This is a genomic window from Acuticoccus kandeliae, from assembly GCF_003073115.1.
This window is the reverse complement of the sequence record NZ_QBBV01000001.1, coordinates 2,421,334-2,444,814: the sequence shown is the minus strand read 5'-3', so window position 1 is coordinate 2,444,814 and position 23,481 is coordinate 2,421,334. Positions and strand designations below refer to the sequence as shown.

Genomic DNA, 23,481 nt, shown 5'->3' with positions numbered 1-23,481 from the left:
GCCGCCCCGCCCGGTCCCGTCAGCCGGCCTTCGCCGGAAAGCCGGCCGCCGCCAGCGTGTCGAGGACGGCCGAGAGGTCCGCGCTCGTCGCGACCTTGACCTCGTGCGTGCCGGGATCGGCCTCGACCTTCGCCTCGCCGTCGAGACGGGTCAGCGCGCGCGTCACGCTGCGCACGCATCCGCCGCAATGCATGTCCGGCACGGTCAGGGTGAACATCGTCGATACTCCCACATTGGATTTCGATCACATGTGGAGTTTCCCACCGTGGGAAGGTCAAGAGGGCATCGAGGCATTGACCTTCCCATCATGGGAACCCTTATCTCCTCCTCAGTGCCCGTCGCCTGAGAGGAGTCCCCCGTGAGTGCATCCGCCCAACGCGCCCGTCCCGCCGCGGAGAGCAGCGTCGACCTTCGGATCGAGGGGATGACGTGCGCCTCCTGTGTCGGCCGGGTGGAGCGGGCGCTGTCGAAGTTGCCGGGCGTCGACGCCGTCGCGATCAACCTTGCGACCGAGCGCGCCCACATCGTCGGCGACGTCGACCCCGCGATCCTGAAAGAGGCGGTGGAGCAGTCCGGCTTCGACGTCGCCGAGGACACGACACGGTTCTCCGTCGAAGGGATGACGTGCGCCTCCTGCGTTTCACGCGTCGAGAAGGCGCTCGCGGCGGTGCCGGGGGTGATCGGCGCGTCGGTGAACCTTGCGACCGAGCGGGCCGAGGTCCGCCATATCGCGGGCGCGGTTCCGGCCGCGACGCTGATCGCGGCGATCGACCGGGCCGGCTACGACGCCCGCACGATCACGGCCGAGCGCGGCGCGGACGACGGCACGGCGCGGCAGGAGGCCGAGCAGAAGGCGCTGCGCAACGCCGCCCTCCTCGCCTTCGTCCTCACCCTCCCCGTCTTCGTGCTGGAGATGGGCGCCCATGTGATCCCCGGCTTCGGCCACATCATCCACCAGCAGATCGGCACCGAGGCGAACCGCCTCATCCAGTTCGCGCTGACGACGCTCGTCCTCTTCGGGCCGGGCCTGCGCTTCTTCCGGAAGGGCATCCCCGCCCTCCTCCACGGCGCGCCCGACATGAACGCCCTCACCGCGATCGGCTCCGGCGCGGCCTGGGCCTATTCCGTCGTCGCGACCTTCCTGCCGGCGCTCATGCCGGAGGGGACGGCGCACGTCTATTTCGAGGCGGCGGCGGTGATCGTGACGCTGATCCTCGTCGGCCGCCTCATCGAGGTGCGGGCGCGCGGGCGCACCGGCGAGGCGATCCGCCGCCTGATGCGCCTCCAGGCGAAGACGGCGCGGGTCATGCGCGACGGGACGCCGGCCGAGGTGCCGCTCGGCGAGGTCGTCGTCGGCGACGTCGTCCTCGTGCGGCCCGGCGAGCGGTTGCCGGTCGACGGCATCGTCACGGAGGGGTCAAGCTTCATCGACCAGTCGATGATCACCGGCGAGCCCGTCCCGGTCGCGCGCGGCGTCGGCGACGCGGTCGTCGGCGGCACCGTCAACAAGACCGGTGCCTTCTCCTTCCGCGCCACCAAGGTCGGTGCGGACACGGTGCTCTCGCAGATCATCGCGATGGTGGAGAGCGCGCAGGGGTCGAAGCTCCCGATCCAGGCGATGGTCGACAAGGTGACGGCGGTGTTCGTGCCCGTGATCATGGCGATCGCGCTCGGCACGTTCGTCGTCTGGGCGATCTGGGGGCCTGACATCAGCTACGCGCTGGTGAACGCCGTCGCCGTTCTCATCATCGCTTGCCCGTGCGCGATGGGGCTCGCAACGCCCACCTCGATCATGGTCGCGACCGGCCGCGCGGCCGAGCTCGGCATCCTCTTCCGCCGCGGCGACGCGCTCCAGTCGCTGCGCGGGGCCTCGGTGGTCGCGCTCGACAAGACCGGCACGCTGACAAAGGGCGCGCCGGAACTGACCGACCTCACCGTGACGGGCGCCCTGACGCGCGGCGAGGTGCTCGCCCTCGTCGCCGCCGTCGAAGCCTCGTCCGAGCATCCGATCGCGGAGGCGATCGTCGCCGCGGCGCGGGCAGAGGGCGTCGCGGTGCCAGCCGCCGCCGCGTTCGAGGCGATGCCGGGCCTCGGCGTCACCGCGACGGCGGACGGGCGCACCGTCGCCGTCGGCGCCGACCGCTACATGGCGCGCCTCGGGCTCGACGTGTCGCCGCTCGCCGAGGAGGCGGCCAAGATGGGGGCGGAGGGCAAGTCGCCCCTCTACGCCGCCGTCGACGGGCGCCTCGCCGCGATCATCGCGGTCGCCGACCCGATCAAGGACACGACCCCCGCTGCGATCGCCGCCCTCCACGCGATGAGCCTCAAGGTCGCGATGATCACCGGCGACAATCGCGCGACGGCGGACGCGATCGCCCGCTCCCTCGGGATCGACACCGTCGTCGCCGAGGTGCTGCCGGGTGGCAAGGTGGACGCGCTGAAATCGCTGCGGGCGGCGGGCGGGCGGGTCGCCTTCGTCGGCGACGGCATCAACGACGCGCCGGCGCTCGCGGAGGCCGATGTCGGCATCGCGCTCGGCTCCGGCACGGACATCGCGATCGAGGCCGCGGACGTGGTGCTGATGTCGGGGGATCTGCGCGCCGTGCCGACCGCGATCGCGCTCTCGCGCGCCACGATCCGCAATATCCGCGAGAACCTCTTCTGGGCCTTCGCCTACAATGTGGCGCTGGTGCCGGTCGCGGCCGGGGTGCTCTACCCCTCGTTCGGGATCCTGCTCTCGCCAATGTTCGGCGCCGCCGCGATGGCATTGTCGGACGTGTTCGTGGTCGGCAACGCGCTGCGCCTCAAGCGCTTTGCCCCGCCCGAGGTTGCGGCGCCGCCCTCGGTCGGCCCCCTCGCCCCGGCGCGATAGGAGGACGGCATGAATATCGGCCACGCTGCCGCCGCATCCGGCGTCTCCGCCAAGATGATCCGCTATTATGAGGAGATCGGGCTGATCGCGAAGCCGGACCGGTCCGCCTCCGGCTACCGCCGCTATTCGCCGGCGGACATCAACACGCTGACCTTCATCCGCCGCGCCCGCAGCCTCGGCTTCTCGATGGAGGAGATCTCCGCCCTCCTCGCCCTCTGGCGCGACCGGAGCCGGGCGAGCGCGGACGTGAAGGCCCTCGCGATGCGCCATGTCGACGATCTGAACACGCGCATCGCGGAGCTGAAGGCGATGGCCGACACGCTCGAGCACCTCGCCCACAATTGCCACGGCGACGACCGGCCGGACTGCCCGATCCTCGAGACCCTCGCGACGAGCGACCCGCTCCAGCCGGCCTGAGCCCTACTCGTCGAGGAAGGCCTTGTAGGCGGAGCGGATGTCGGCCTTCACGCTCTCCGGCTGCCGGTCGATCGCGGTGCCGATCGCCTTCAACTCGCGCCGGAGACCGTAAAGCTGGTCGAGGAGGGAGAGGACGACGGGCATCGTCTCGTCGTCGAGCTCCAGGTCGTCGCTGAGCTGGCAGAGCAGCCGGATCCGCGCCTTGTCGAGGACGTCGAAGGCCGGCCCCTCGGGGCCGATGGCCGGGCTCACCCAGCCATTCTCCACCATCACGGTCAGTCGCTCGTGGGTCACCGAACCCACCTCGGCGACGATCTGGGCCGCTGTCCATCGCATCATGACGACACCTTCAGCTTGGCGCGCGGGTTGTAGGCGTGGCTCTCGCGCCAGGTCTCCATGAAGGACTCGAGCTCGGGATCGACCGTCTCGGGCATCACGATCTTGAGCACCACGCGCTGGTTGCCGGGCGTCTTCCCCTTGGCGTGGATGCCGCGCCCGCGCAGGCGCAGGACGTCCCCGCTGGAGGATCGCTTCGGCACGCTCATCTTCACGGTGCCCCCGATCGTCGGCACCTCGACCTTTCCGCCGATGATCGCCTCGTCGATCGTGATCGGCAATTCGACGACGATGTCGTCCCCGTCCCGCGCGAAAACCTTGTGCGGCGTCACGCTGATCTCGATCAGCGCATCGCCCGGCGGGCCGCCATTGATGCCGGGGCCGCCCTTGCCCTTGAGGCGCAGCGTGCCACCGTCGGCGATGCCGGCCGGGATGGTGATGTCGAGGGCGTTGCCGTCCGGCATCGTCACGCGGCGCGTCGCCCCCTTGGCGGCGTCCACGAAGTCGACCTCGAGATGGTAGCGCACCGACTGGCCGCGCATCTTGAAGCGCTGCCCGCCGCGACCGCCGCCGCCGCCCTGACCGCGGCCGAAGAGGTCGGCGAAGATGTCCTCGCCCTCGGTGAAGTCGTCGTAGCCGCTGGAGCGGGCGTAGCGGTAGCCTTGGTCGGCGTCCGCATACTGGCGATAGAAGTCGTATTGAGGCGCGCGCTCGTTGCCGGATGCGTCGATCTCGCCCTTGTCGAAGCGGGCGCGCTTCTCTTCATCGCTCAGGAGCTGGTAGGCGCCGGCGACCGCCTTGAAACGCTCCTCGGCCTCCGTGTCGCCCGGATTGAGGTCCGGGTGAAGCTGCTTGGCGAGTTTGCGGTAGGCCTTCCGGATCTCGTCCCCGGTCGCGCTCTTGGTGACGCCGAGGGTCGTGTAAGGATCGTCATTCACGAATGAGGGCCCTTCTTGTCGCTTTCTTGCGCGCCGCCGCCCGGAGGCGGAAGCGCGGGTCTTCGCGGAGGGAACGGCGCCCCCTCCGCCTGTCTAAGATTGGGCGCCGCGGCGCCGGCCGCCAGGGGCGGCGGACTCTGACGCTCGCCAGAGGCGGCGGACCCTGACGATCGCCAGAGGCGGCGCGTCAGCCGATGGCGGCCGCGTCGAACCCGTCCGGCACGGTGCCGGTGGGGGCGATGAAATCATAGGGGCCGCGGGCGAGGAAGGTGCCGGAGCCGGGGGCTGCCAGAATCTCGCCATCGCGCATCGCGATCTCACCGCGGCGGATGGTGACGACCGGCCAGCCCTTCACGTCCAGCCCTTCCCACGGCGTGTAGTCGATCGCCTGGTGCATCTTGGCGACCTCGATCGTGCGCTCGGCGTCCGGATCCCACAACACGAGGTCGGCGTCCGCCCCCGGCACGATCGCTCCCTTGCGCCCGCCGAGGCCGAAGAGGCGGGCCGAGTTCGCGGACGTGATGCGCACGAACTCGTTGACGCTGATGCGGCCCTTGCTGACGCCCTCGGAGAAGAGCACCGGCAGGCGCGTCTCGATGCCGGGCACGCCGTTCGGGATTGCGTTGAAGGCGGGCATCCCGTCGGCGCGCGCCGTCGCCCCGCCCTGGCCGTAGCCGCTCGCGCCCGGATTGCGCTTGGCGGTGGCGAAGGAGAAGCCGCAATGGTCGGACGTCACGATGTCGAGCGTGCCGTCCTTGATGCGGGCCCACACGCGCTCATTCTCGCCCTTCTCGCGCAGCGCCGGCGAGCAGACCGCCTTCGCGCCGCCGAAATCGGGCTGGTCGAGGTCCTCATGGGAGAGGGTCAGATATTGCGGGCAGGTCTCGCCCCACACCTTGAGGCCGCGGCCACGGGCGCGGGCGATCTCGGCCGCCGCCTCCTCGCAGGAGACATGGAAGACCTGGATCGGCTGGTCGACGAGCTCGGCGAGCGCGATCGCGCGGTGCGTCGCCTCCCGCTCCACGAGCGGCGGGCGGGCCCAGGCGTGCTGCAGCGGATCGGTCTTCCCGGCCGCCAGCAGCGCCTTGATGCGCCAGCCGATGGCGTCGAAATTCTCGCAATGGACCGTCACCATCGCGCCGAGGCGGCGGGCGGTGGCGAGCACCTCCAGGAACTGCGAATCGGTGAGCTGGAGCGGGTCGTAGGTGAGGAAGACCTTGAGGCTGCGCACGCCCTTGGCGACGAGCGCCGGCACTTCCTTCTGCATCACCTCCGGAGTCGGGTCGGTGATGATCTGGTGGAACGAATAGTCGGCGCGGGACTGGCGGGCGCGATCGGCATAGCCCGGCGCGCTCTCGGCGAGGGTGTGGCCCTTCCACTGCGGCAGGAAGCAGATGAAGGAGGTCGTGCCGCCCGCGAGCGCGGCGGCCGAGCCCGACGCGAAGCTCTCCTCCTGGACGCCGCCGTCCTGGCCGACTTCCTCGATGTGGCAGTGGCTGTCGATGCCGCCCGGCAGGACGAGCCTGCCCTTGGCCGAGACCTCTTCCTTGCCCGCGCCGAGATTGCGGCCGATGGCTTCGATCTTGCCATCCTTCACACCGATATCGGCCTCGAACATCTCATAGGCGGTGCCAACGGTGCCGCCGCGCACCACAAGGTCGAAATCAGCCATCTAAGGTCCTCTCGATCGCAGGATTCCCCGGCGGGCCGGCAAACCCGATTGTCCTGTCCCGGTGAGCCACCGGGTCGCTCCTGCTGTCATCAGCCCGCGGGCGCGGCGACGCAAGAGCCCCGGCCGCCGCGCCCGGCCCCCGCGCGCGGCAGATTATGCCGTCCGGAGGGCGAAGTTCGGGACAACGCGGCCTTTGCCCTGCAAGCTTCGCGCCGACCATTCCAGAGAAATCGGGCAAAACTCTCTGCGAACCCGGCGGAAGGGCGCTGCAATCGGCGGCAGAATATGCCAAATCCCTCCCGCCCCGACGCATATTGACGGAGGACGAACATGAACCTCACCGACTTCAAGGCGCTGACGTTCGACTGCTACGGCACGCTGATCGACTGGGAAACGGGGATGTTCGAGGCGCTGAAGCCGCTGACGAGCCGGGTCGGGACGGCGCTGACGCGCGACGCGATCCTCGAAGCGCACGCCCGCCACGAATCGAGCCAGCAGCGCTGGACGCCGGCCAAGTGCTACACGGACCTCCTCGCGGCGGTCTACAAGCGCCTCGCCGAGGAATGGGGCGTCACCGTCTCGTACGAAGAGTGCATGGTCTACGGCAACAGCGTGAAGGACTGGCCGGCCTTCCCGGACACCGCCGGCGCGCTCCAGTACCTCAAGAAGCACTACAAGCTCGTCATCCTCTCCAACGTCGACAATGTGAGCTTCGCGCACAGCAACAAGAAGCTCGGCGTGGATTTCGACGCGATCTACACCGCCGAGGACGTCGGCTCCTACAAGCCGTCCGAGCGCAATTTCGAGTACATGCTGGAGAAGCTCGCGACGCTCGGCATCGAGAAGGGCGACATCCTCCACACCGCCGAGAGTATGTTCCACGATCACGGCCCGGCGAACCGCCACGGCCTCGCCAATTGCTGGATCTATCGCCGCTACGACCAGGAAGGGTTCGGCGCGACGATGAACCCCGGCGAGATGCCGCGCTATGATTTCCGCTTCAACTCCATGGCCGACCTCGCCAAGGCCCACCAGGAGGCGCTGCGCGGCTGACGCGCAGACGCCGCGGACACGCTGAGGACGCGCCGGGGACATGCCGCCGAAGCTCGACCGGATCGACATCGCCATCCTCGCCACGCTGCAGCGCAGCGGACGGATGGCGAATGTCGACCTCGCGGCGGCGGTCGGCCTGTCCCCAAGCCCCTGCCTCACCCGTGTCAAGCGGCTCGAGGCGGCGGGCTATATCGAGGGCTACCGGGCCGAGATCGCCTGGACGAAGCTCGCCGCGCACATCATCGTGTTCACCGAGGTGACGCTGTCGGACCACAGGCGGGAAGACTTCATTCGCTTCGAGGCCGAGATCCGACGCGTCGAGGCGGTGACCGAATGCCACGTCGTGAGCGGCGGGTACGACTATCTCCTGAAATTCGTCGCCCGCAACGTCGCCCACTATCAGGACATCATCGAGGGCCTTCTCGATCGCAATGTCGGGATTGAGAAATATTTCAGCTACGTGGTCATCAAGACCGTGATCGTGCGACCCGGCGTGCCGGTCGGCCTGCTGATCCCCGAATGAGGCGAGGCGCGGCCGTCCCCCACTTGATGTGAGGGCGCGACAGGCGCAAATTGGAACGATCCCAGACCATTGATGGCGCAGCGCAAGAGGCGCGGACATGCGCGCCGGTGGCCGGGGAACCGAACCCGAATACGCAAAACGCGCAGCACTTTGTGCAATGCAGCGACCAGTATTGTCCGTCATCGGGCAGGTTGATGCTTCAATAGGCGCTCCGTGTTTGCTATGTGGGCTCCCGTTCAATGTCAGGATGATCCAATGCCAACCTATCGCTCTCGCACCACGACACACGGCCGCAACATGGCCGGCGCGCGGGGCCTCTGGCGCGCCACGGGTATGCGCGACGGAGACTTCGGCAAGCCGATCATCGCGATCGCGAACTCGTTCACCCAGTTCGTGCCCGGCCACGTCCACCTGAAGGATCTCGGCCAGCTTGTGGCGCGGGAGATCGAGAAGGCCGGCGGCGTTGCGAAGGAATTCGACACGATCGCCGTCGATGACGGCATCGCGATGGGCCATGACGGGATGCTCTACAGCCTCCCCTCGCGCGAACTGATCGCCGACAGCGTCGAGTACATGGTGAACGCCCACTGCGCCGACGCGCTGGTGTGCATCTCCAACTGCGACAAGATCACCCCCGGCATGCTGATGGCGGCGCTCCGCCTCAACATCCCGACCGTCTTCGTCTCCGGCGGGCCGATGGAGGCCGGCAAGGTGGTGCTGAAGTCGGGCGCGAAGAAGCTCGACCTCGTCGACGCCATGATCGCCGCCGCCGACACCCGCATCAGCGACGAGGACGTCCAGGTCATCGAGCGCTCGGCCTGCCCGACCTGCGGCTCGTGCTCGGGCATGTTCACCGCCAACTCGATGAACTGTCTCACCGAGGCGCTCGGCCTGTCGCTGCCCGGCAACGGCTCGACGCTTGCGACCCACGCCGACCGCCAGCGCCTCTTCGAGGAGGCGGGCCGCACGGTCGTCTCGCTCGCCAAGCGCTACTATGAAGGCGACGACGAGTCGGTGCTGCCGCGCTCGATCGCGACCTTCAAGGGCTTCGAGAACGCGATGACCGTCGACCTCGCGATGGGCGGGTCCACGAACACCGTGCTCCACCTCCTCGCCGCCGCCCACGAGGCGGAGGTCGACTTCACCATGGCCGACATTGACCGCCTGTCGCGCGGCGTGCCGTGCCTGTGCAAGGTCGCCCCGAACATCGCCAACGTCCACATGGAGGACGTTCACCGCGCCGGCGGCATCATGGCGATCCTCGGCGAGCTCGACCGGGCCGGCCTCATCCACCGCGACCTGCCGACCATCCACTCCGCCACCATCGGCGAGGCGCTCGAGATCTGGGACATCGCGCGCAACCCGTCCGAGGAGGTGAAGACCTTCTATCGCGCGGGCCCCGGCGGCGTGCCGACGCAGGTCGCCTTCAGCCAGTCCGAGCGCTATGACTCCCTCGACGTCGACCGCGTCGCCGGCTGCGTGCGCGACAAGGAGCACGCCTACAGCCCCGATGGCGGCCTCGCGGTGCTCTACGGCAACCTCGCCGAGGATGGCTGCATCGTGAAGACGGCCGGCGTCGACGCGAGCATCCTGAAGTTCACCGGCCCCGCCTGCGTGTTCGAGAGCCAGGACGCGGCCGTCACCGGCATTCTCGGCAAGCAGGTGAAGTCGGGCGACGTCGTCGTGATCCGCTACGAGGGTCCGAAGGGCGGTCCGGGCATGCAGGAAATGCTCTACCCGACGAGCTATCTGAAGTCCGTCGGCCTCGGCAAGGAATGCGCCCTCGTCACCGACGGTCGCTTCTCCGGCGGCTCCTCGGGCCTCTCCATCGGCCACGCCTCGCCGGAAGCGGCCGAAGGCGGCGCGATGGGCCTCGTCGAGAATGGCGACACGATCGAGATCGACATCCCGAACCGGACGATCCGCCTCGCGATCTCCGACGCCGAGATGGCCCGCCGCCGTGCCGACATGGACGCCCGCGGCGCCGACGGGTGGCACCCCGGCCCCCGCAAGCGCAAGGTGACGACGGCGCTCCAGGCCTACGCCGCCCTCACCACCAGCGCGGCGCGCGGCGCGGTGCGCGACGTGAACCAGCTCCGCCGCCCGGTCATCGCCGCGCCCCCCTCGCGCGTGAGCGAGGCCGAGCCCGCCGAATAAGCCGCACGCACCGCGGCAAGAGACACGAACGGGCGCGCCACCGGCGCGCCCGTTTCGCGTTCCGGCACCACCCGGCCGCCCCGTCCGGCACCCCGCGCGATGCTTGTCCCGGTGTGCCGCCTATGTCAGACCCCCTTGAAAAAGGTCGGAACGGCCGGATCGAGGGAGCGGGCATGGACGGTGCGGAGGCCTCATTCGCCGCGGGCGCGATCGGCGCGTCGGAACTGCCGGACTATGGCAGCTACGCGCCCCTCTCCATCGAGACCGTGCCGCCCCGCCTCGCCGCCTATCCCGCCATCGCGGCGCGGCTCGGCGGCCGGCCGCAGGATTGGGCCGTCCGCGAGGTCGGCGACGGCAACCTCAACTTCGTCTACATCGTGGAGGGACCGGCGGGCTCGGTCTGCGTGAAGCAGGCGCTCCCTTATGTGCGCCTCGTCGGCGAGAGCTGGCCGCTCCCCCTCGCCCGCTCCTTCTACGAGTACAACGCCTTGGTGCGCGAGGCCGCCCGCAGCGGCCACGTCCCCGAGATCCTCCACTTCGACGGCCCGCAAGGCCTCGTCGTGATGGAGAACCTCTCCCCCCACATCATCTGGCGCAAAGCGCTGATCGCGCGCGAGCGACACGAGACCGCGCCCGCCATCATCGGCCGCTTCCTCGCAGAGACGCTGTTCCGCTCGTCCGATCTCAGCCTGCCGGCGGCCGAGAAGAAGCGGGAGATGGCGCTCTTCTCCACCAACACGGCGCTCTGCAAGATCACCGAGGACCTCGTCTTCACCGACCCCTATCGCGAGCACGAGCAGAACCGCTGGACGAGCCCCGAACTCGACGACACGGTCGCCGCGATCCGCGCGGACGCGGCGTGGAAGATCGCGATCCAGGACCTCAAATTCATGTTCCTGACGCGCGCCGAGGCGCTCCTCCACGGCGATGCGCACTCGGGCTCGGTGATGGTCGCGAAAGGCGCGGACGGCGAGGACGTGCGCCTCATCGACCCCGAATTCGCCTTCTACGGCCCGATGGGCTTCGACATCGGCGCGACGATCGCGAACCTCTTCCTCAACTATTATGCGCAAGACGGGCGCGGGGCCGGGCCCGCCCCCTTCCAGGCCTGGCTCCTCGACGCGATCGCGACCGTATGGGAGACCTTCGCCGCGCGCTTCGCCGAACTCTGGCGCACCGAGCGCACGGGCGATGCCTACCCGCCGAGCCTCTACGAGGACGAGGGCCAGGCCGAGGCGAGCGAGGCGGCGCTCACCGCCTTCCTCGCCCGCGTGGAGGAGGATTCGCTCGGATTTGCCGGGGCGAAGATGGCGCGGCGCATTCTGGGGCTTGCGGGCGTCGCCGATCTGGAGACGATCGAGCCGCCCGCGGTCCGGGCCGCCTGCGAGCGGCGCGCCCTCGCGCTCGCCCGCCGCCTCGTGGTGGAGCGGGCGCGGATCAAGACCGTGGCGCAGGCGATCGACGAGGCGAAGGCCATCCTGGGGGACGTGAAATGAAGGTCAACGGAACACCGACGCGCACGATCTGGGTGGAGCGCGAGCCGGGCGCAGCACCCGGCGCCGTCGGCATCATCGACCAGACGCGCCTGCCCCACCGGTTCGAGACGGTCAGCCTCGTGTCGCTCGAGGAGGCCGCGCACGCGATCAAGGCGATGCTGGTGCGCGGCGCCCCCCTCATCGGCGCGACGGCCGCCTATGGCGTCGCGCTCGCGGTCCACGGCGACGCGTCCGACGCCCGCCTCGCGCACGCCTACGAGACGCTCCACGCGACGCGCCCGACCGCGGTGAACCTGCGCTGGGCGCTCGACGAGATGATGGCGACGCTCACCCCGCTCGCCGAGGCCGACCGCGAAGCCGCCGCCTGGGCGCGCGCGGCCGAGATCGCCGACGAGGACGTGGAGATCTGCCGCCAGATCGGCCTCAACGGGCTCGCCCTCATCCGCGAGATCGCCGCGCGCAAGAAGGGCGCGCCGGTGAACATCCTCACCCACTGCAATGCCGGCTGGCTCGCGACCGTCGACTGGGGCACCGCCACCTCGCCGATCTACCACGCGCACGAGGCGGGCATCCCCCTCCATGTCTGGGTCGACGAGACGCGCCCGCGCAACCAGGGCGCCGCCCTCACCGCCTGGGAGCTCAACAATCACGGCGTCCCGCACGCCGTCATCGTCGACAACACCGGCGGCCACCTGATGCAGCACGGGATGGTCGATCTCGTCATCGTCGGCACCGACCGCACGACCGCGAACGGCGACGTGTGCAACAAGATCGGCACCTACCTGAAGGCCCTCGCCGCCCACGACAATCGCGTCCCCTTCTACGTCGCGCTCCCCTCGCCGACGATCGACTTCACCCTCTCTTCCGGCTTCGACATCCCGATCGAGGAGCGCGGCGCGGAGGAGGTCAGCCACGTCTGGGGCCGCACCGGCGCGGGCGAGATCACGACCGTGCAGGTGACGCCCGACGGCTCGCCGGTGGTGAACTATGCCTTCGACGTGACGCCGGCCCGTCTCGTCACCGGCCTCATCACCGAGAAGGGCGTCGTCGCGGCCGAGCGCCACGCGATCGCGACGCTCTTTCCCGAGCGCGCCAAGGCGGCGGCCTGAGATGGCCCGCCTCACCCACCTCGCGCTGCGCAACGAGATCATCGCCGCGTGCCTGGAGATGAACGCGAGCGGCCTCAACCAGGGCACCTCCGGCAACGTCTCGGCGCGGGTGAAGGGCGGGATGCTCATCACCCCCTCCGGCGTCCCCTACAAGGAGATGAGCCCAGACCAGATCGTCTTCGTGAAGCCGGACGGGACGTGGACGGGCGACTGGCGTCCCTCCTCCGAGTGGCGGATGCATCGCGACATCTATGCCGGCCGCGCCGAGGCGGGGGCGGTCGTCCACGTCCACTCCACCCACGCGACCGCACTCTCGTGCCTGCGCCAGGCGATCCCCGCCTTCCACTACATGGTCGCCGTCGCGGGCGGCCACGACGTGCGCTGCGCGCGCTACGAGACGTTCGGCACGCAAGCCCTCTCGGACGCGATGCTGGAGGCGCTGGACGGCCGCACGGCCTGCCTTCTCGGCAATCACGGCCAGATCGCATTCGGACCGTCCATCGCGAAGGCACTGTGGCTCGCGGGCGAGATCGAGACGCTCGCCCACCAATATGCCGTGGCGCGCGGCCTCGGCTTTCCGGTCATCCTCGACGCGGCCGAGATGGACCGCGTCCTCGCGGCCTTCAAGGATTATGGCCGCCAGCCCGCGCGCGACACGGCCTGACCGCGCCACGAAGGATTAGGCCGACCGGACAATCCCGGCCGGCCCCGTCGATCAGGCCGTCTGCTGCGCCTCCACGCCGGCGGCCTCCGCCTCCTCGCTGACCGCTTCATGGTCGAGGTCGTGCGGCAGGAAGAGGTTGAGGAGGATCGCGAGGAAGGCGCCCGGCAGGATGCCCGAGGCAAGCAGCACTTGCGCCGTCTGCGGCAGATATTGCAGCGCCTTCGGCTCCAGCTGGAGGCCGAGCCCGACCGACAGCGACACCGCGAAGATCACCATGTTGCGCTTGTTCCACTGGACGTCGGAGAGCATCGAGACGCCCGCCGCCGCGACCATGCCGAACATCACGATGACGCTGCCGCCGAGCGCCTCGATCGGGATCGTGGAGATCACCGCGCCGACCTTCGGGATGAGGCCCGCGACGATGAGGAAGATCGCCCCGCAGGTGACGACGTGGCGGCTCATCACCCCCGTCATCGCGATGAGGCCGACATTCTGGCTGAAGGAGGTGTTCGGAAGCGCGCCGAAGACGCCCGCGATCGCCGAGCCGAGCCCGTCCGCGTAGGTCGCGCCGACGATCTCCTTGTCGGTCGCCTCGCGCCCCGCGCCGCCCTTGGTGATGCCGGAGACGTCGCCGACCGTCTCCACCGCCGAGACGAACGCCATCAGGCAGAAGCCGAGGACCGCGCTCGCCGAGAAGGCGAAGCCGAAGCTGAACGGATGCGGGACGGTGAACATCGCCGCCCGCGCGACATTGCCGAAGCTCACCATCCCGAAGAGGAGCGCCACGACATAGCCCGCGAGGAGGCCGAGGAGGATTGCCGCGATCGACCAGATCCCCTTGGCGAAGAATTTCAGCGCCAGGGTCACCACGATGACGGTGATCGCGACCATCCAGTTGAGGAAGCTGCCATATTCGGGCTGGTCGATCGCCGGCACGCCGCCCGCCGCATACTGGATGCCGACGCGGATGAGGGAGAGGCCGATGAGGAGGACGACGAGGCCGGTGACAAGCGGCGGCAGGGCGAAGCGGATCTTGCCGATCACCGTGCCGAGGCAGGCGTGGAAGATGCCGCCGATGACGACGCCGCCGAAAAGGACCGGCAGCGCCGCGACGCCCTGGCCGGCCACGATCGGGATCATGATCGGCAAAAATGCAAAACTCGTCCCCTGCACGATCGGAAGGCGCGCGCCGACCGGGCCGAACCCGATCGTCTGAAACAGGGTCGCGATGCCGGCGAAGAACATCGACATCTGGATCATGTAGATCAGCACCGGAAAGTCCGGCGAATTCGATCCGAAGCCGAAACCGGCCGCGCCCGCGACGATGATCGCCGGCGTCACGTTCGAGATGAACATCGCCAGCACGTGCTGGATGCCCAGCGGGATCGCGTGCGTCAGCGGCGGCGTGTAGTTCGGATCGCGCAGTTGCTCAGGTGTTCCCAAGATCGACGGTGGTGCCATGGCCAACTCTCCGGTTTGCCACGCTTTCTGCAAATTGCGGGCCAGCGCAATGGGTGGGACGATCCGCACGGCGACGTGGCACGGACCTTGCCGATCTCCCCATCACCCGCGCCCCTGCGGCCGCGTCGTTCGAAGAGGAAAGCCGAGATGGCCTCATTGGTGCAAAACCGCTACGGCAAGGGCCGCGTGCGCGTGATGCGCGTCCACAAGGACGATGCGCGCTACGAGGTGCGTGAGGCGAGCATTCACGCGATGGTCGAGGGCGACTTCGCCCGCGCCTATACCGAGGCCGACAATTCGACCTCGCTCTGCACCGACACTGTCAAGAATGTCGTCAACATCGTCGCCCGCGAGGAGCCGACAGCGGAGCTCGAAGTCTTCGCGCTCGCGATCGCGAGGCGCCTCCTCGACCACTACGGCCCCGTCTCGAAGGCCGCCGTCACCGCGCACGAGACGCGCTGGACGCGCCTCACGGTCGACGGCGCCCCCCACCCCCACACCTTCACGCTGGACGCCAACGGCAAGCCCTTCGCGTCCGTGACGCTCGACGCCGACGGGCCGAAGATCGTCTCCGGCGTCTCGGGCTTCACCTTCCTGAAGGCGACGCAGTCGGGCTGGGCGGGCTACATCAAGGAGCCCTACACGACGCTCCAGGAGACCGACGACCGGATCGCGGCGACGGCGATGGAATCCTCCTGGACGTGGCGCGCCGAACCGTCCGATTATGCCGCCGCCAACCGGACGATCCTCGACACGATGCTCACCGTCTTCGCCACGACCTACAGCCACAGCGTCCAGGACAGCCTCTTCCGCATGGGGAGCGCTGCGCTGGAGGCCGTGCCCGAGATCGCCGACATCAGCCTCGCCTGTCCCAACAAGCACTATATCCCGGTGAACCTCTCGCCCTTCGGGATGACGAACCCCAACGCCGTCTTCGTCGCGACCGACGAGCCGCACGGGCAGATCGAATGCACGATCGCCCGCTGACGATCACGGGGGCCTGAGCGATGCGGCGCTTCATCAAGGCCCCGCTCGCGATCCTCGCCGAAGGGGCCGAGGGCGGCCTCGTGGTGGAGGACGGACGCATCGCCGCGCTCGTCCCCGCGGGCGCCGCGCCCCCGCACGACATCGACGAGACCTTCGACGCCTCGTCCCACGTCGTCCTGCCGGGTCTCATCAACACCCACCACCATTTCTACCAGACGCTGACGCGCGCCTTCCCGCCGGCGCTGAACCGCGAGCTCTTCCCCTGGCTGACGGCCCTCTACCCGGTCTGGGCGCGGCTCGACCCGGAGAAGCTGGCGCTCGCGGCGACGACGGCGATGGCCGAGCTGATGCTCTCCGGCTGCACCACCACGACCGACCATCATTATCTCTTCCCCGCCGGCCTCGACGGCGCGATCGACATCGAGATCGCCGCCGCCGAACGCCTCGGCATGCGCGTGGTGATGACGCGCGGCTCGATGAATCTCTCGCAGAAGGACGGCGGCCTGCCGCCCGACCATGTCGTGCAGGATGCCGACGCGATCCTCGCCGACAGCGCCCGGCTTCTGGCCGCCCATCACGACCCCTCCCCGCACGCGATGGTGCAGATCGCGCTCGCCCCGTGCTCGCCCTTCTCGGTAACGCGCGACCTCATGAAGGAGAGCGCGACGCTCGCCCGCGCGCACGGGGCGCGCCTCCACACCCATCTCGCCGAGACACTCGACGAGGAGGATTTCTGCGTGGCGCGCTTCGGGATGCGCCCGGTCGACTATCTGGAGGATGTCGGCTGGCTCGCGGACGATGTGTGGCTCGCCCACGGCATCCACTTCCCGCCCGCCGACCAGCAGCGCCTCGCGAAGGCCGGGGTGGGCATCACCCATTGCGCCTGCTCCAACATGATTCTGGGCTCCGGCCACTGCCCGGTCCACGCGCTGGAGGCGGCCGGCTGCCCGGTCGGGCTCGGCGTCGACGGCTCGGCCTCGCAGGACGCCTCGAACCTCATGCAGGAGGTGCGGCACGCCTTCCTCCTCCAGCGCCACCATTATGGTGTCACGTCGATCAGCCATCTCGACGCGCTGCGCTGGGCGACGGTCGGCTCGGCACGCTGCATCGGCCGCGCCGACGCGCTCGGCCGGATCGATGTCGGCATGGCGGCGGACCTTGCCCTCTTCACGCTCGACGAGTTGCGCTTCGCGGGTCACGGCGACCCGATCGCCGCCCTCGTCAATTGCGGCGCCCACCGCGCCGACCGCGTGATGATCGCGGGCCGCTGGACCGTCATCGACGGCACCCTCATCGGCCTCGACATCCCCCGCCTCATCGCCGACCAACAGGCCGCCGCCCGCGCCCTCCAAGCCTGAGCGAGGCCCCGCCACACGCCCCCTCTCCCTTCCCTTGGAGAGACGAAAGCCCGACCTTCCCTCGGAGCCGACTGTTTCCGCGCTCGCCCGAGGCGGTTCGAGGGTCAACCCCGAAGAGCGAAGCGTGGGTTGAGGCTCGAACCGCCTCGGGCGATGCTGGTCCGTCGGCGGGAGCGGCTTGGCACGGCCCCCTTCGGCCGCGGCGCACACCCCAGGCTAGCGCCGCCCCGCCCGCGCTGCCGTGCGCTTGATGTGGGTGCCGTTCGGGAGGTGGCCGAGGAGGTCGAGCTCGGGGCGGGCGGCCGGGGGGCGGTCCCAGGAGGGCTCCCAGGTGGCGTAGGTCTCGCTCTGGGGCTCGCGGCGGATGATGCCGGCCGCGATGTCGCGCACGGCCGCGTCGAGGAGCTCCAGCCCCAGGGGGAAGAGCTTCTCGCGCCAGAGCGAATCCACCGTCTCGCCCGGCGACACGAAGACGAAATCCTGGGCGGCGATGTCGCCCCCGTCCATCTTGTCGGAGAGCCAGTAGACCGAGCCGCCGGCGATCGGGTCCTTCATGTGGATCGTCCAGCGCACCGCGTCGCGGCCGCGATGGCGCGGCAGGAGCGAGGGGTGGTAGCCGATCGCGCCGAAGGTCGCGGCCATGCGCGTGCGCCGTCCGATGAAATCGTGGCTGTGGGCGGCGAGGATAAGGTCCGTCCCGGCGGGCAGCGTCTCGCTGCGCAGCGTGCCGGACGGCATCCACGGGATCCCGGCATCCTCGGCGGCGGCGCGCAGGCGGTCGTGGCGCGTCCCGTCCTCGCGCAGCGGCGGCGCCGACACGCCGACAATCTCGCAACCGCTAGAGCGGAGCATTGCGAACGCCGCGGCCCCGAACGCCTTCTGGCCGGCGAGGAAGACCTTCATGCCGTCTCCTTCACGGCGGACCGAATGGACCGCGCCACACATCAGCCGGACGCATCGCGACGCGCCTCCGCGGCGGGCCCGGCCTCAACCCACCGCGAGTGATGCCTCACACGCGTCCGGAATGGGAGAATATCCGCTTTGCATGGTGAAGCGGCGGTTGTTGTAGAGGGGTTCGGCGCGCCCTGCCACCCTTCGCCCGGCGCGGGCCGCCCGCGGCAGGCGACCCGGCCGCCATGTGTGGCGGCGACGGCTCAGGCGAGACCGGCCGAATGGCGCGCGGTCAGGAAGGCCGGGATCAGGAGCGGGGCGAGCGGCAGAAGGAGGTCGATGTCGCTCGCCTTATAGTGGTGCTCGGCGTCGAGGATGTTCATCGTGCCGATGCACGCCCCGTCATAGAGGACGGGGATGTTGATCACGGAGCCGAGCCCCATGCTCTCGATGAGGGCGTGGTCGAAGAAGGCCCAGCGGATCCCGGCCTTGTCGGCGCCGAGATAGGGCTTCTGCCCCGTCATCACGAGGTCGCCCCAGGGCGTTTTCGCCATCGGCTTGCGCCCGGCGACGGGATACTCGTCCGGCCGGCTCGAATAGACGCGCGCGACCTCGTCCCCGTCCACATAAAGGAGGGTGAAGAGCTTGTGCCCGACGAGGCGGTGGGTGAGGCGCTCGAGGGCGACATAGGTCGCCTCGGGCTGACCGGGCAGCGCCTGTGTCGCCAGGATCGCGAGGATGTCTTCGTTCATGGGTGGCGCGTCGCTTTCGGGATCCGCTCGGGGATGAGCCCGCTCGGCTTCAGGAGGAGGATAAGGGCAAGGGCGAGGCCGATCAGGATCTCGCGCATCGCGGCGACCTGGACCGGCTCCAGGAAGGGCAGGTCCGCGAGGAAGCGCGTCGCCTCCATGAAGGCGACCACCGCGTAGGCGCCGAGGACCGCCCCGATCGGCCGGCCCACCCCGCCCGCCGTCACCGCGAGGAAGACGTAGATCGTGATCAGCGGCTGGAAGTGGTCGGGCGAGACATAGGACTGGAAGTGCGCGTAGAGCGCGCCCGCGAGGCCCGCGATCGCGGCGGAGAGGGCGAACGCCTCGAATTTCAGCCGCAGCACGTCCTTGCCGGCGAAGGCGGCGAGCTGCTGGTCCTCGCGCACCGCTTTCAGCGCGCGGCCGTAGGGGGAAAGGTCGAGACGGCGCAGGCCGAACCACACGATCGCGACGACGAGGGTGACGAGGATCAGATAGAAGGCGTCGAACCCGCGCCCGCCGAGCGTCTGGCGCAGCGGCGTCACGATCCCCGAGATCCCGTCCGCCCCGTTGGTGAGCCAGCGCTCGTTGAGGGCGACGATGCGCACGACTTCGGCAAAGCCGAGCGTGACGATCGCGAGATAGTCGTCGCGCAGGCGCAGGGTCGCGAAGGTGACGATCAGCCCCGCGACGACCCCCGCGAGCGCCGCGATGATGATGCCCGCGATCACCGGCGCCCCGGCCGTGGTGACGATCGCGGAGGCATAGGCGCCGACGGCGAAGAAGCCGACGAGGCCGAGATTGACGAGCCCGACCGAACCCCAGGCAAGGTTCAGGCTGAGGGCAAGGAGCGCGTAGATCCCGCCGATGGTGGCGATGAAGGTGAGGTAGTTGACCATCAGAGCGCCCTCTCGCCGAGGAGTCCGCGCGGGCGGAAGGTGAGCATCACGAGGATGGCGACGAAGCCGACGGCCCCGCGATAGGTCGCCGGCAGGACGAGGAGCGAGAGTTCCTCCGCGACGCCGATGGTGAGCGCGCCGACGACCGCCCCCGGCACCGAGCCGAGCCCGCCGAGGACGGCGGCGGCGAAGACGGAGAGAAGGATGCGGAAGCCGGTGAGCGGGTCGATGGAGGTGTCCGCCCCGAGGAGGACGCCGCCGAGCCCGGCGAGCGCGCCCGCGAGCGCCACCGCCACGAGCGAGACGAGGCGCGGGTCGATGCCCTTGAGGCGCGCGAGGTCGGCATTGTCGGCGACGGCACGCATCGCGCGGCCGAAGCGGGTGCGCGACAGGAACAGGAAGACGAGCAGCATCACGACGATCGAGATGCCGAGCGTCTGGATCTGCTGCATCCCGACGCGCAGGCCCCAGAAGCGCACGTCCGGCACGAGCGGCACGTCGAAGCCGCGCAGATCGTTGCCGTAGAAGAAGCGCACGATGTTCTCGAGCACGAGGTTCATCGCGATCGAGCCGATCGCGGCCGTCAGCGCCCCGGAGGGGCGCAGGCGGGCGATGATGGTCTGCTCGGTCGCGACGGCGGCGCAGGCGGCGACGAGCGCCGCCGCCGGCAACGCCGCCCAGATCGGAAGCCCCAAGGTGACGTTGATGGACCACCCCGCGAAGGCGCCGATCGTGATGTAGCCGGCGATCGCAAAGCTCGGATAGCGCAGCACCGCGAAGATCGCGGTGAAGCCGATGGCGGGGATCGCGATCAGCGCCCCCGTCATCAGGCCGTTCAGCAGCGCTTGCAGGATCGCCGTCTGCACCGTCAGGCGATCTTCAGGAGGACGATCTTGCCGTCCTTGATGACGTCGTAGCGGAAGCGCGAATCCTGGATGTCGCCCTTCTCGTCGAAGTCGACCGGGCCGCTCGCCCCGTCATAGTTGATCGCCTTGCCTTCCTTGAGAAGGGCGAGACCGTCGATGACGTTGTCGACGACTTCGCCGTCGCCCTGGCTGACGGTGCGGACCGTGTCCTTCAGCGTCGAGCCGGAGGCCTCCTTGTCCGTCGCGGCCAGCGCGAGGAGGATGAGGCTCATCTGGTCATAGACCTGGGAGGTGTAGGGGTCCGGGTTCTCCATGCCGGAGAGCTTGCCGACCGTCGCGTAGGCGCTCGATTCGGCGTTCGGGGACGGCGAGATGGTCATCACGCCTTCCACGACGTCGGCCGGGACGCCCTCGATCAGCTTCTCGTTGACCGAATAGCCGAAGCCGATCTTCAGCCCCTCATAGCCGGCGCGATAGAGGTCCTTCAGCATCACCGTCGTGTCGGGGGTGTAGCCGCCGAGGACGATGACGTCCGGCTCGCCGCGCAGGATCTGGTCGACCTCGGAGCGGTAGGACGGCTTCTTGTCGTCATAGATGAGAAGCTCGGTCGTGCCGCCGGCGGCCTCGACGGCCTTGGTGATGTTCTGGAACTGGCTGTCCACGAACGGGGTCTGGGGCGACACCATCGCGACCTTCTTCGCGCCGTTCTCGAGCGCGAACTCGCCGAACTTGCGGCCCTGGAGGGTCGTGTTCGGCTGGGTGCGGATGAGGTAGCCCTCGTGCGGCAGGAGCGTGATGGAATCGGCGCCCGACACGGTGGTGAGGAAGGTGCCCGACTGCCAGGCGAGCGGGGCGACGGCGGTCGTCACCGAGGAGGCCCAGGTGCCGGAGATCGAGATCACGCCGTCGACCTCGATCAGCTTGCGCGCCGCGCGCACGGCCGCTTCCGGGTTGGTCTGGGTGTCTTCGACGATCAGCTCGACCTGGCGGCCGTGGATGCCGCCGGCCTCGTTCACCTGGTCGACGACGGCCTGCATGGTCTTCGCCATCACCGGGCCGTAGGGGCCGCCGGCGCCCGTCAGCGGGACGAGCGCGCCGACCTTGATGGGCCCGTCCTGCGCGAAGGCGACGGTGCCGCCGAAGGCGGCCGTGCCGGCGAGGAGAGCGGCGCCCTTGATGACGCCGCGGCGGGAGACGGATGTCTTCGTGATCCTCATGACGTTCCTTTCTTGTCGCCGGCTCATCCGGCTTTTTGGGGGAGCCGCCGACCGGCGGTGAGGCGTCAGCCTCCGAGAAACAGGCGTCGAATGTCGGGATCGGCGGCGAGCTGTTCGCCCGCCCCTTCCGCTTCGGTTCGTCCCGACACCACGACATAGCCGCGATGGGAGACGGCGAGCGCCTCCACCGCGTGCTGCTCGACCATGAGGACGGGCATCCCCTCCTTGTTGAGGGTGACGATGGCGTCGAAGAGGTCGTCGGCCGCGCTCGGCGAGAGGCCGGCCGTCGGCTCGTCGAGGAGCATCAGGCGCGGCTCGGTCATGAGCCCCATCGCCATCGCGAGGATCTGGCGCTGGCCGCCGGAGAGCGTGCGGGCGAGCTGGCGGCGCTTCGTCGCCAACATCGGATAGCGTTCATAGAGCGCGTCGGCCCGGCCGCGCGCGGCGGCGGGCCACAGGAAGGCGCTGGTGACGAGGTTTTCGTCGACCGTCAGCGTGCCGAAGACGTTGCGCTCCTGCGGCACGAAAGCGAGGCCGGCGCGGGCGCGGCCGAGCGCGTTCTCGCGCGTGACATCATTCCCCTCGAACGCGATGTGGCCCGACTTCAGCGGCAGGAGGCCGGCGACGGCCTTGAGGAGGGTCGACTTGCCCGCACCGTTCGGGCCGATGACGGTCACGATCTCGCCGGGCTCCACGCGGATCGAGGTGCCCTTCAGGATCTCCTCGGCGGCGCCGTATCCCGCGACCGCGCCCTCGACCGACAACAGGCTCAATGACGCCTCCCGAGATAGGCTTCCTGCACCCGCGTGTCGGCGGCGACCTCGGCGAAGGTGCCCTCGGTCAGCGTCCTGCCCTCGGCCATGACGATGACCGGGTCGCAGAGCTGGCGGATCAGCGCCATGTCGTGCTCGATGAGGCAGATCGTGATGCCGGAGCGGTGGAGGTCGGCAAGGTGCGCGGCGATCTCGCCGGTGAGCGTCGGGTTCACGCCCGCCATCGGCTCGTCGAGCAGGATCATGCGCGGCTCGGACATCAGCGCCCGGCCGATCTCGAGGAGCTTCTTCTGTCCGCCCGACAGGTGCGTCACCGCGTTGTCGATGACGTGGTCGAGCTTCAGGCGCCTGGCGATCCCGAAGGCGCGCTCGGCGAGCTCCTCCTCGCGCTTTCTGCCCGTCGCGGCGCGCGAGAGCGCGGCCCACAGATGTTCGCCCGGCTGGTGCGGGCCGTAGAGCATCAGGTGCTGGAAGACGGAGAGCTTCGGGAAGCCGCGCGCGAGCTGGAAGGTGCGCACGAGCCCGCGCTCCACGACGCGCTTGGGCGGACGGCCGGTGATGTCCTCGCCCGCGAAGGAGACGCGGCCGCCATCGGGCGGAAAGAGGCCGGAGACGACGTTGAAGAGCGTGGACTTCCCCGCCCCGTTCGGACCGATGAGGCCCGTCAGCGTCCCCTCGCCGATCTCGAAATCGACGCCGGACAGCGCCGACACGCCGTAGAAGCTGCGCGTCACCCCGCGCACGGTCAGGAGCGCGCTCACGCGGCGCACCCTGACGGGATGAGCACATCAAGCTGCGAGAATTGCGTCGCCATCGAACCCTGCCGTGCGTCCCGTGAGGGTCAGCAGAAGAAGGCCGCCGCACCCGCCACAAGTCCGGACGAGTTTAGGCCGAAATTTGCTGGCGGGAAGGCGATATCCTCGCGTGCCGAAGCGACGCGATGAAGGATCGGCATGAGGTCTTGGCCTTTCGCTCGAATCGCCGGCCGAATGTGACCGTCGCACGTCCTTGTGTCGACAAACAAACCGACGGGTCTGAATGTA

General features: G+C 69.4%; 22 protein-coding genes. 10 read left to right on the top strand and 12 right to left on the bottom strand.

Going from position 1 to position 23,481, the window contains the following annotated elements; all coding sequences use genetic code 11:
- Positions 1 to 19 precede the first annotated feature (19 nt).
- Positions 20 to 217: a heavy-metal-associated domain-containing protein gene (locus DBV35_RS11145; RefSeq protein WP_108660194.1), complete on the bottom strand. Its 198-nt coding sequence runs from the start codon at positions 215 to 217 to the stop codon at positions 20 to 22.
- Positions 218 to 358: 141 nt separating this feature from the next.
- On the opposite strand from DBV35_RS11145, the gene DBV35_RS11140 reads away from it, so the two are divergent.
- Together DBV35_RS11140 and cueR are read left to right on the top strand one after the other, a co-directional pair.
- The gene (locus DBV35_RS11140) at positions 359 to 2,872 is read left to right on the top strand and encodes a heavy metal translocating P-type ATPase (protein ID WP_281262225.1); all 2,514 of its coding nucleotides are present in this window, start codon (positions 359 to 361) and stop codon (positions 2,870 to 2,872) included.
- 9 nt (positions 2,873 to 2,881) lie between these two features.
- Entirely contained in the window at positions 2,882 to 3,289 is a 408-nt protein-coding gene (gene cueR / locus DBV35_RS11135; RefSeq protein WP_108660192.1) for a Cu(I)-responsive transcriptional regulator, read from the top strand.
- A gap of 3 nt (positions 3,290 to 3,292) precedes the next feature.
- On the opposite strand, the gene DBV35_RS11130 is transcribed toward cueR, so the two are convergent.
- The 3 genes from DBV35_RS11130 to hydA form a co-directional block, all read right to left on the bottom strand.
- A complete protein-coding gene (locus tag DBV35_RS11130; protein ID WP_205648565.1) occupies positions 3,293 to 3,628 on the bottom strand; it encodes a chaperone modulator CbpM in 336 nt (111 codons plus the stop codon).
- Positions 3,625 to 4,563 (bottom strand): DnaJ C-terminal domain-containing protein, encoded by a 939-nt coding sequence (locus DBV35_RS11125; RefSeq protein WP_108660191.1) that lies wholly within the window; start codon positions 4,561 to 4,563, stop codon positions 3,625 to 3,627. The genes DBV35_RS11130 and DBV35_RS11125 overlap by 4 nt, the downstream gene beginning before the upstream one ends.
- A 187-nt stretch (positions 4,564 to 4,750) precedes the next feature.
- On the bottom strand, positions 4,751 to 6,235 hold the full coding sequence (gene hydA, locus DBV35_RS11120) for a dihydropyrimidinase (protein WP_108660190.1): 1,485 nt from the start codon (positions 6,233 to 6,235) through the stop codon (positions 4,751 to 4,753).
- 330 nt (positions 6,236 to 6,565) lie between these two features.
- Here hydA and DBV35_RS11115 point away from each other — a divergent pair, with 330 nt between their 5' ends.
- The 6 genes from DBV35_RS11115 to DBV35_RS11090 all read left to right on the top strand — a co-directional run bounded on the left by DBV35_RS11115 (position 6,566) and on the right by DBV35_RS11090 (position 13,237).
- The gene (locus tag DBV35_RS11115; RefSeq protein ID WP_108660189.1) at positions 6,566 to 7,288 is read left to right on the top strand and encodes a haloacid dehalogenase type II; all 723 of its coding nucleotides are present in this window, start codon (positions 6,566 to 6,568) and stop codon (positions 7,286 to 7,288) included.
- A 40-nt stretch (positions 7,289 to 7,328) separates the two neighbouring features.
- Positions 7,329 to 7,811 carry an Lrp/AsnC family transcriptional regulator gene (locus DBV35_RS11110; RefSeq protein WP_108660188.1) on the top strand — a complete coding sequence of 161 codons (483 nt, stop codon included), beginning with the start codon at positions 7,329 to 7,331 and terminating at the stop codon, positions 7,809 to 7,811.
- Between the two features lie 255 nt (positions 7,812 to 8,066).
- Positions 8,067 to 9,968, top strand: coding sequence for a dihydroxy-acid dehydratase (ilvD, locus tag DBV35_RS11105; protein WP_108660187.1), 1,902 nt, complete (start codon positions 8,067 to 8,069; stop codon positions 9,966 to 9,968).
- Positions 9,969 to 10,141: 173 nt separating this feature from the next.
- Positions 10,142 to 11,464: an S-methyl-5-thioribose kinase gene (mtnK, locus tag DBV35_RS11100; RefSeq protein ID WP_108660186.1), complete on the top strand. Its 1,323-nt coding sequence runs from the start codon at positions 10,142 to 10,144 to the stop codon at positions 11,462 to 11,464.
- The gene (gene mtnA / locus DBV35_RS11095; protein ID WP_108660185.1) at positions 11,461 to 12,573 is read left to right on the top strand and encodes an S-methyl-5-thioribose-1-phosphate isomerase; all 1,113 of its coding nucleotides are present in this window, start codon (positions 11,461 to 11,463) and stop codon (positions 12,571 to 12,573) included. The genes mtnK and mtnA overlap by 4 nt, the downstream gene beginning before the upstream one ends.
- A gap of 1 nt (position 12,574) precedes the next feature.
- The gene (locus tag DBV35_RS11090; RefSeq protein ID WP_108660184.1) at positions 12,575 to 13,237 is read left to right on the top strand and encodes a class II aldolase/adducin family protein; all 663 of its coding nucleotides are present in this window, start codon (positions 12,575 to 12,577) and stop codon (positions 13,235 to 13,237) included.
- A gap of 51 nt (positions 13,238 to 13,288) precedes the next feature.
- Here DBV35_RS11090 and DBV35_RS11085 read toward each other — a convergent pair whose 3' ends face one another.
- The gene (locus DBV35_RS11085) at positions 13,289 to 14,698 is read right to left on the bottom strand and encodes a uracil-xanthine permease family protein (RefSeq protein ID WP_108660183.1); all 1,410 of its coding nucleotides are present in this window, start codon (positions 14,696 to 14,698) and stop codon (positions 13,289 to 13,291) included.
- Positions 14,699 to 14,845: 147 nt separating this feature from the next.
- Between DBV35_RS11085 and pucL the strand changes: the two genes are divergently transcribed.
- Together pucL and DBV35_RS11075 are read left to right on the top strand one after the other, a co-directional pair.
- Complete coding sequence (gene pucL, locus DBV35_RS11080; protein WP_108660182.1) at positions 14,846 to 15,685, top strand: factor-independent urate hydroxylase; 840 nt, start codon at positions 14,846 to 14,848, stop codon at positions 15,683 to 15,685.
- 20 nt (positions 15,686 to 15,705) lie between these two features.
- Entirely contained in the window at positions 15,706 to 17,043 is a 1,338-nt protein-coding gene (locus DBV35_RS11075; RefSeq protein WP_108660181.1) for an 8-oxoguanine deaminase, read from the top strand.
- 216 nt (positions 17,044 to 17,259) lie between these two features.
- Here the strand turns inward: DBV35_RS11075 and DBV35_RS11070 are convergent, their stop codons facing one another.
- The 7 genes from DBV35_RS11070 to DBV35_RS11040 all read right to left on the bottom strand — a co-directional run bounded on the left by DBV35_RS11070 (position 17,260) and on the right by DBV35_RS11040 (position 23,199).
- Positions 17,260 to 17,946: a formyltransferase family protein gene (locus DBV35_RS11070; RefSeq protein ID WP_205648564.1), complete on the bottom strand. Its 687-nt coding sequence runs from the start codon at positions 17,944 to 17,946 to the stop codon at positions 17,260 to 17,262.
- Positions 17,947 to 18,197: 251 nt separating this feature from the next.
- A complete protein-coding gene (locus tag DBV35_RS11065) occupies positions 18,198 to 18,686 on the bottom strand; it encodes a GAF domain-containing protein (protein ID WP_108660180.1) in 489 nt (162 codons plus the stop codon).
- Positions 18,683 to 19,582 carry a branched-chain amino acid ABC transporter permease gene (locus tag DBV35_RS11060; RefSeq protein WP_108660179.1) on the bottom strand — a complete coding sequence of 300 codons (900 nt, stop codon included), beginning with the start codon at positions 19,580 to 19,582 and terminating at the stop codon, positions 18,683 to 18,685. Before DBV35_RS11060 ends, DBV35_RS11065 begins: the two co-directional genes overlap by 4 nt.
- Positions 19,582 to 20,448: a branched-chain amino acid ABC transporter permease gene (locus tag DBV35_RS11055; protein ID WP_205648563.1), complete on the bottom strand. Its 867-nt coding sequence runs from the start codon at positions 20,446 to 20,448 to the stop codon at positions 19,582 to 19,584. The genes DBV35_RS11060 and DBV35_RS11055 overlap by 1 nt, the downstream gene beginning before the upstream one ends.
- Positions 20,449 to 20,450: 2 nt before the next feature.
- On the bottom strand, positions 20,451 to 21,665 hold the full coding sequence (locus DBV35_RS11050) for an ABC transporter substrate-binding protein (RefSeq protein ID WP_108660178.1): 1,215 nt from the start codon (positions 21,663 to 21,665) through the stop codon (positions 20,451 to 20,453).
- 65 nt (positions 21,666 to 21,730) lie between these two features.
- Complete coding sequence (locus tag DBV35_RS11045) at positions 21,731 to 22,438, bottom strand: ABC transporter ATP-binding protein (RefSeq protein ID WP_205648562.1); 708 nt, start codon at positions 22,436 to 22,438, stop codon at positions 21,731 to 21,733.
- Positions 22,435 to 23,199: an ABC transporter ATP-binding protein gene (locus DBV35_RS11040; RefSeq protein ID WP_108660684.1), complete on the bottom strand. Its 765-nt coding sequence runs from the start codon at positions 23,197 to 23,199 to the stop codon at positions 22,435 to 22,437. The genes DBV35_RS11045 and DBV35_RS11040 overlap by 4 nt, the downstream gene beginning before the upstream one ends.
- Positions 23,200 to 23,481: the final 282 nt, after the last annotated feature.

Coding starts and splice junctions, on each gene's coding strand:
- ilvD (WP_108660187.1), top strand. CDS start 8,067: ATGCCAACCTATCGCTCTCGCACCACGACACACGGCCGCAACATGGCC.
- mtnA (WP_108660185.1), top strand. CDS start 11,461: ATGAAGGTCAACGGAACACCGACGCGCACGATCTGGGTGGAGCGCGAG.
- DBV35_RS11070 (WP_205648564.1), bottom strand. CDS start 17,946: ATGAAGGTCTTCCTCGCCGGCCAGAAGGCGTTCGGGGCCGCGGCGTTC.
- mtnK (WP_108660186.1), top strand. CDS start 10,142: ATGGACGGTGCGGAGGCCTCATTCGCCGCGGGCGCGATCGGCGCGTCG.
- DBV35_RS11130 (WP_205648565.1), bottom strand. CDS start 3,628: ATGATGCGATGGACAGCGGCCCAGATCGTCGCCGAGGTGGGTTCGGTG.
- DBV35_RS11115 (WP_108660189.1), top strand. CDS start 6,566: ATGAACCTCACCGACTTCAAGGCGCTGACGTTCGACTGCTACGGCACG.
- DBV35_RS11090 (WP_108660184.1), top strand. CDS start 12,575: ATGGCCCGCCTCACCCACCTCGCGCTGCGCAACGAGATCATCGCCGCG.
- DBV35_RS11050 (WP_108660178.1), bottom strand. CDS start 21,665: ATGAGGATCACGAAGACATCCGTCTCCCGCCGCGGCGTCATCAAGGGC.
- DBV35_RS11145 (WP_108660194.1), bottom strand. CDS start 217: ATGTTCACCCTGACCGTGCCGGACATGCATTGCGGCGGATGCGTGCGC.
- DBV35_RS11110 (WP_108660188.1), top strand. CDS start 7,329: ATGCCGCCGAAGCTCGACCGGATCGACATCGCCATCCTCGCCACGCTG.
- cueR (WP_108660192.1), top strand. CDS start 2,882: ATGAATATCGGCCACGCTGCCGCCGCATCCGGCGTCTCCGCCAAGATG.
- DBV35_RS11085 (WP_108660183.1), bottom strand. CDS start 14,698: ATGGCACCACCGTCGATCTTGGGAACACCTGAGCAACTGCGCGATCCG.
- DBV35_RS11060 (WP_108660179.1), bottom strand. CDS start 19,582: ATGGTCAACTACCTCACCTTCATCGCCACCATCGGCGGGATCTACGCG.
- hydA (WP_108660190.1), bottom strand. CDS start 6,235: ATGGCTGATTTCGACCTTGTGGTGCGCGGCGGCACCGTTGGCACCGCC.
- DBV35_RS11075 (WP_108660181.1), top strand. CDS start 15,706: ATGCGGCGCTTCATCAAGGCCCCGCTCGCGATCCTCGCCGAAGGGGCC.
- DBV35_RS11065 (WP_108660180.1), bottom strand. CDS start 18,686: ATGAACGAAGACATCCTCGCGATCCTGGCGACACAGGCGCTGCCCGGT.
- pucL (WP_108660182.1), top strand. CDS start 14,846: ATGGCCTCATTGGTGCAAAACCGCTACGGCAAGGGCCGCGTGCGCGTG.